Source organism: Spirulina subsalsa FACHB-351 (assembly GCF_026130165.1).
In the GTDB taxonomy this organism is placed as follows: Bacteria; Cyanobacteriota; Cyanobacteriia; order Cyanobacteriales; family Spirulinaceae; genus Spirulina_A; species Spirulina_A subsalsa_A.
This window is the reverse complement of sequence record NZ_JAIHOM010000175.1, coordinates 1-7,258: the sequence shown is the minus strand read 5'-3', so window position 1 is coordinate 7,258 and position 7,258 is coordinate 1. Positions and strand designations below refer to the sequence as shown.

The window sequence follows — 7,258 nt, the reverse complement described above, 5'->3', positions numbered from 1 at the left end:
GTGGGGCGCGCCCGAATTCACGCATCGGGAGAGATTCCCTCTTGGTTGGTTGGAGAAATCCTGTCAGCTAACGGAGACTCGTAGAACGATGAATCCCCCTGCCTTCAGGCGGGGGAGAACGTCAACCTTTAAATATTGATAACTGAGGATTGAGCATTTAACAAAATGTTGCTTCCTCGCTTGCAGGGAGGGGGGGTTCACCAGAAACTGGCAAGATTGAATGGTAAGCGGTAAGCTTAACAAACAGCAACAGAGTAGAGTAGGGAGCCCATGACCAGTGCTTACGTCCTAATTGCAGCCGTTTTAGTGCTAGGTGGGTTACTGGCTGTATTAGGCGATCGCATCGGGACAAAAGTTGGTAAAGCGAGACTCCGCCTGTTTAACCTCCGGCCGAAGAATACAGCCATTGTGGTGACAGTCCTGACGGGGACAGCCATTGCTGCGAGTACACTGGGAATTTTGTTTGCCAGTAGTAAGTCCTTGCGCCAAGGGATTTTCCGACTCGATGATATTCTCCGCGAGTTGCGAATAGCCGAAGCGGATCTATATCACATCAGCCTAGAAAAAGGGCAAGTTGAGTCAGAACTCAATCGGGTCAATGAGGAAAAACAGATGGTGGAACAGGGATTAATCATCATCCAAGAACGTTATGAGTCTACCCAAGAACAGGCCGCCGAATTGGGGGATGAGGTGCAGGAATTGCGAGAGCAACGGGAACGACTGGTGCGACAACAACAGGAACTGTTACGGCAACGAGAGCAATTATTAGAGCAAATCCCCCAACTTCAGGGACAAGTCCGAGAGCGCGATCGCACCATCCAAGAACGGAATCAACGCATTGCCGCCCAAGATCAAGTATTGCGGGAACGAGAACAGCGTTTTCAAGACCTCGCCCGGCAACAAGACCGCCTACAAGGGGAGATTAACGAGCGAGATGAGCGAATTCAGAATTTAGATGAGGCGATCGCCGAACGAGATCAAACCTTACAAAATCGAGAATCCACCCTCTTAGAACTGGGACGACAACTCAGTTTTCTCCAAGGAGCCGTTTCCGGCCTCGAAGAAGACTATCAACGCTTGCGCGTCGGAAGTGTCGTCCTAGCCCGAGGGGAAGTCCTGAGTTTCGGAGTCGTGCGGATTTTAGACCCCAACGCCGCTCAAGATGCCGTCGATCAACTCCTCCGTCAAGCCAATCGCCGAGCCATAGAAGCCACCCGTCCCGGACAAACTGAACCCATTAATGAACGAGTCGTCTTAATCACCGAAGCTCAAGTTCAACAGTTAATTAACCAAATCAAAGACGGACGCGATTATGTTGTGCGTATCCTCTCAGCCGGAAATTATGTCGCAGAAGAACCCTTTGTGCGCGTCTTTGCCGATGTCGTTGTCAATCAACAAATATTTGCCCCCGATCAAGTCGTTGCCACCGTTTCCGTCGAACCGGATACCATGAGCGATCAAGAGATCACCGAACGTCTAGACACCTTGATTGCCGCCACCCAATTCCGCGCCAGACGCACAGGCATTGTCGGCGACATTCAAATTGAAGACGGCGACATTAAAAAATTCACCGACTTTGTAGACCAAATGTTGCGCTCCGGGCAACCCTATAATGAACTACGCGCTGTTACTGTAGACTCCACCTACACCTCTGGACCCTTAAAAATTAAGCTAGTCGCCCTGAAAAATGGGGCCGTGGTTTTTAGTACATAACAAACTGTTACAGTTCTTGACAGAAGCACTAACAGTCCCGCCCTAGGGTGATAGCATTCCCTAAACAAACTCATTGTTTTAGAGAGAAAACTATGACAGAAGCCCTTTCTGGAAAGCCCCCCAAATTTGGCGGTAGCACAGGCGGACTGCTCACCAAAGCAGACGTAGAAGAAAAATACGCCATCACCTGGACCAGCAGCAAAGAACAAGTGTTTGAAATGCCCACAGGTGGAGCGGCCATTATGAACGAAGGCGAAAACTTGCTTTACCTAGCCCGTAAAGAACAATGCCTCGCTCTTGGCACCCAACTGCGGACAAAATTCAAACCCAAAATCGAAGACTACAAAATCTATCGGATTTATCCCAACGGAGAAACCCAATATCTCCACCCTGCCGATGGTGTCTTCCCCGAAAAAGTCAATGAAGGTCGTCCCTTCGCTGGTAAAAAAGACCGTAATATTGGCAGCAACCCAGAACCTGTAACCATTAAGTTCTCTGGGAAAGCTCCCTATGATGTTTAGTTGACAACTGGCTCAGTTGGTCACACTTTACAATCCAAAAAAGGGTACGGTTTATCGTACCCTTTTTGTTGCTCACCACCGTTGTCTAGGGAAAATCTGACCAAAAAGCTTAAAACCCCCCCTTCCCTATGGCAAAATTTAAGTACGTTCAGGCTTTTATTTAACTCACGTCCCGCATGACTGCAAAAACCCCCACCCTAGCAACCCAATATGACCCCGTTGCCACAGAAGCGAAATGGCAACAATACTGGGAAGAACACCACGTTTTCCAAGCAGATCCCAGCGCCGGAGGAGAAACCTATAGCATTGTCATCCCCCCTCCCAACGTGACAGGCAGCCTGCACATGGGACACGCTTTTAATACCTCCCTGTTAGATACCTTGGTGCGATACCACCGGATGCTGGGGAAAAATACACTCTGCTTACCGGGAACAGATCACGCGAGTATTGCAGTTCAGACCATTTTGGAGCGTCAATTACGGGAAGAAGGAAAAACCCGCGATGATATTGGACGGGAGAAGTTTTTGGAACGGGCCTGGGCTTGGCGGGAAAGTTCCGGGGGTACCATTGTAAATCAATTGCGCCGTATTGGTCTTTCGGCAGACTGGAGCCGGGAACGCTTCACTATGGATTCTGGGGTGTCTGAGGCGGTGTTAGAGGCCTTTGTGCGCCTTTATGATGAGGGGTTGATCTATCGCGGTCAGTATATGGTCAATTGGTGTCCGGCTTCCCAGTCGGCGGTGTCGGATTTGGAAGTGGAAAATAAGGAAGTCGATGGCTTTTTGTGGTATCTGCGCTATCCCCTGAGTGATGGCAGTGGGTCGGTGGAAGTGGCGACGACGCGACCGGAAACCATGTTAGGGGATACGGGGGTGGCGGTAAATCCCCAAGATCCTCGCTATCAGTCCTTCATTGGCAAGACGGTGACTCTGCCGATTGTGGGGCGAAAAATTCCGATTTTTGCCGATGAGTTGGTGGATCCGGAGTTTGGGACAGGCTGCGTTAAGGTGACTCCAGCCCACGATCCCAATGATTTTGAGATGGGGAAACGCCATCATTTGCCGTTTATTAATATTTTGAATAAAGATGGCACCTTAAATGAGAATGCTGGGGAGTTCGCCGGACAAGACCGTTTCACGGCGCGCAAGAATCTGATTAAGCGGTTGGAGATGGACGCGGTGCTGTCCCGAGTGGAGGATTATCGCCATACAGTGCCTTATAGCGATCGCGGCAAGGTCCCCGTTGAACCTCTCTTGTCTACCCAGTGGTTTGTAAAAATTGAACCCCTCGCCCAAAAAGCCTTACAAGAACTGGATCAAAACAATTCCCCCTATTTTGTCCCGGAACGCTGGAAAAAGGTCTATCGGGATTGGTTAGTGAAGTTAAAAGATTGGTGTATTTCCCGTCAGTTGTGGTGGGGCCATCAAATTCCAGCTTGGTATGCGGTGAATTTAACCCAAGGGGAAATTACCGATGATACCCCCTTTGTGGTAGCCCGGAGTGAGGAGGAAGCTTGGGCAAAGGCTAAGGCAAAATTTGGCGAAGATGTGGAATTAGTCCGAGATCCCGATGCGTTGGATACTTGGTTTTCCTCTGGTTTGTGGCCCTTTTCTACCATGGGCTGGCCCCAAGAAACAGAGGATCTCAGTCAATACTTCCCCAACTCTACCCTCGTGACGGGGTTTGATATTATTTTCTTCTGGGTTGCCCGCATGACCATGATGGCCGGGCATTTCACCGGACAAATGCCCTTTAAGGATGTGTATATTCATGGGCTGGTGCGGGATGAAAACGGCAAGAAAATGTCAAAATCAGCCGGAAATGGCATTGATCCTCTGTTGTTAATCAATCGCTATGGCGCCGATGCTTTGCGCTATACCTTGATTAAAGAAGTGGCTGGGGCGGGGCAGGATATTAGCTTACAGTATGACCGCAAAACTGATGAGTCGGAATCGGTGGAAGCTTCGCGGAACTTCGCCAATAAACTCTGGAATGCCTCCCGCTTTGTGTTGATGAATTTGGACGGCAAAACCCCACAAAAGTTAGGGATGCCCGATGTGCAGGCTTTGGAGTTAAGCGATCGCTGGATTCTCTCCCGTTTTTACCAAGTCGTCGCCCAAACCCGCTCCCACTTAGATGAATACGGTTTAGGAGAAGCCGCCAAAGGCCTCTATGATTTCATTTGGGGCGACTTTTGCGACTGGTATATTGAACTGGTCAAACCCCGTCTACGGCAAAGTAGCCATTCTAAATCCCGACGAGTGGCACAGCAAACCCTCGGTTATGTGTTGGAAGGGATCTTAAAACTCCTGCATCCTTTCATGCCCCATATTACCGAGGAACTCTGGCACACCCTCACCCAACAATCTGATCCGGTTTTAGCCCTGCAACTCTATCCCCAAGTGGACGAAGTGCTAAAAGCCTATGAACAGAAACAGCAAAAACTGGCAGAAACGGATACTTTAGCCTTTCTAACCCAAAAAACGGCGGATTATGACAATCCTGTTGTACAATTTCTGGCAGACTTGCCCGTTAATGCCACCAACTTCCTAAAACAGAATCGGCGATCGCTTTGGGTTCTCGGAGCCTTAATCTTGTTCTTGATGGTGTTGCGGTTTGTCTTCGCCGCCCTCGATGCCATCAATGAGATTCTCTTCCTAGAACCCGCGTTCCAACTGATTGGACTCATCTATAGTGGGTGGTTTGTCTATCGTTACTTGGGACGAGTTGAGGATCGTCAAGCGACTTGGGAACGGGGTAAAGCGTGGCTCGGAAAAATGATGGACTTAACCCCCAATACCTCCCCCGTGACTCCCGCCGATCGTCCCTTAGAGGAGTCCACCCCACAATCCACCTCACCCACTGCTCCAGTGTTTCCCCAAACGCTAATAGATCCTAAACTCGAACAGGATTTTGAGCTAATTATTAGTACAATTCGGGTTGTTCGCAATTTGCGCGCTGAAGCAGGCATTAAACCCGGTGCTACGGTTTCCATTATTCTCCAAAGTGAGAACGAAGCCGAACGCCAAGTTTTAACGGCAGGTCAGGTTTATATCCAAGACGTTGGTAAAGGGGAAAACGTCCAAATTACCCCTAGCTTAGATCAAGAATATGGACAGGCCTTTGCCGGAGTTGTCGGCACCATTCAAGTCCTGATTCCATTACAAGGGTTAGTTGACATTGAGGCGCTTTGTGCCAAGCTAGAAAAGGACTTGAGCAAAGTAGAGGGGGAAGTGCAATCCCTCACGGCTCGTCTAAAAAATCCCAATTTTGTCAATAAAGCACCGGCCAACGTTGTGCAAGGGACAAGGGATGCTCTAGCGGAGGCCGAACAACAAGCTAAAATTTTGCGCGATCGCTTGGTGCGTCTTCAATAATCGCTCTCTGTTTGCTTAATCAATCACCCAAAACGAACCAAGGCGATGTTACACCTGGCACAAGTACAAAAAAAGTCGGCATCAGACGCAGTAGAACTTAAATTGCTGGCGGAACAAACCGCCGAGGATATTTGGATTGTCGGTGAACCTCAAGTCGTCACCGTAGGGGATGAAGCCTTAGCTAATCCCCTCAGTGATGGTTTACTGGTCTTAGTGGAATTGAGTGACAATCACCAAGTCCTGAAGCTTGAAAACGCTGCCGACTGGGTAATGGAACTGGTGCAGAAGGTGTCTAAAAGTCAAAGTGCTGCCGCGAGTTGGTTAAGCGAGGCCGAAGCTCAAATTGAGCAGTGGCGGCAAGAACTTACCCTCAAGAGTCAGGAAATTAGTATCAAACTGTTAGAAGTAGAAACCCGCCGCGAGCAGATAGAAGACAGTTTGCAGAAGGAAAAAGCCGAACTGGAAAAGGAAAAAGCTGAACTCAAAGCCAACTCAGGAGACAGTGAACAGTAATCTCCCCGATTCCCCATTTGTCGGGAACTGAATTTCTGGACTAGCATAGCAAAAGACCCACTCTTGTCGAGGGGGTTGGTATTCGACTGAGTGGGTAAGACCATGCACTATTCTTTATTGAGTCGGTTTGAAGGGGGATGGGTCGGGAGTGAGATAGTAGAACATTGCCCCGAAATTTTTGGTCAGGATGACTCAGGACTAAGCATCTCAGGATCTTATTCTCTGACAAAGAAAATTAAATTTTGTGTTCTAAAGCACTTAATCACCGGAAATTCCCTCGATTATTTAAAACATCTCCGAGAGAGTGATGGGGTTAGGGATGAATTCGCTCCACCGGGGGAAGGGATGACCGAGGCAGAGGTAGCGGTGATGAGTTTGCCCTTGATTCTGTATTGGCATGATCAGCCTGATTTGTTGGAGCAAGCTTTGCGGGGTTTGGCACAGGACTATTTGAGGGAGTCTGGGACTGTGGATGAGGTGTTGTTATGGGGGCAAAGTATGGCGATCGCACTTCAAGGCACAAACCCCCGCCAAGCACTGGAGCAACTGCATCCTTGGGTCGTCGGTCACTGCCCCCACCTCACCCCCAGCCTAAAAGCCCTAAAAACAGCCCTTAACCGGGATGAACCTTGGATACTGTCAAATCTCCACAACCAAGAGCTTAACGCGCCTGCTAGACCCATCTGGATGGCTCTTTATAACTGGGCTGCAACTCCAGAGGATTTAGCCACCAGCCTCCAGCGCGCCTTGTACCCAGAACCCACCCCCCACTGCACCCTACAGTTAACTGGGGCACTGTCCGGGGTGTATAACAGTATGATTAACCTCCCCATTCCTTGGCGCTTATCGCGGGATCTGTCTCCCCTCCTCAAACCCGTCGAGGCTTTATTTGCCGCTTGGTCTGGTGTCTACTCCCTCTGGGCTATCCCAGATTTATCTCAGGAGGCGATCGCACCCTCCCCCAACCTCCAACGCCGTCCCCAGCTATCCATCATCTCCCAGCGTAGGTAAGGCTTACTCAATAAAACCGGACGCTAGAGGCAAGAAGGTAATAGGGAATTTCTCCCCCGCTCCCCTGCTCCCCCGCTCCCCTGCTCCCCCGCTCCCCTGCTCCCCTGCCCCCCTGCTCCCCTC

At 49.9% G+C, this 7,258-nt stretch carries 5 protein-coding genes and 1 pseudogene; all 6 read left to right on the top strand.

Features of this window, described 5'->3' with window-relative positions:
- Window positions 1-84: pseudogene (locus K4A83_RS23710) on the top strand (RNA-guided endonuclease TnpB family protein); the annotation flags it as partial.
- Between the two features lie 186 nt (window positions 85-270).
- Window positions 271-1,713 carry a DUF3084 domain-containing protein gene (locus tag K4A83_RS21195; protein ID WP_265266696.1) on the top strand — a complete coding sequence of 481 codons (1,443 nt, stop codon included), beginning with the start codon at window positions 271-273 and terminating at the stop codon, window positions 1,711-1,713.
- A 92-nt stretch (window positions 1,714-1,805) separates the two neighbouring features.
- The gene (gene psaD, locus K4A83_RS21190) at window positions 1,806-2,234 is read left to right on the top strand and encodes a photosystem I reaction center subunit II PsaD (RefSeq protein WP_017304392.1); all 429 of its coding nucleotides are present in this window, start codon (window positions 1,806-1,808) and stop codon (window positions 2,232-2,234) included.
- Window positions 2,235-2,410: 176 nt separating this feature from the next.
- Window positions 2,411-5,611 carry a valine--tRNA ligase gene (locus K4A83_RS21185; RefSeq protein WP_265266695.1) on the top strand — a complete coding sequence of 1,067 codons (3,201 nt, stop codon included), beginning with the start codon at window positions 2,411-2,413 and terminating at the stop codon, window positions 5,609-5,611.
- A gap of 45 nt (window positions 5,612-5,656) precedes the next feature.
- Window positions 5,657-6,124 (top strand): hypothetical protein, encoded by a 468-nt coding sequence (locus K4A83_RS21180; protein ID WP_265266694.1) that lies wholly within the window; start codon window positions 5,657-5,659, stop codon window positions 6,122-6,124.
- Window positions 6,125-6,226: 102 nt separating this feature from the next.
- A complete protein-coding gene (locus K4A83_RS21175) occupies window positions 6,227-7,135 on the top strand; it encodes a hypothetical protein (RefSeq protein ID WP_265266693.1) in 909 nt (302 codons plus the stop codon).
- Window positions 7,136-7,258: the final 123 nt, after the last annotated feature.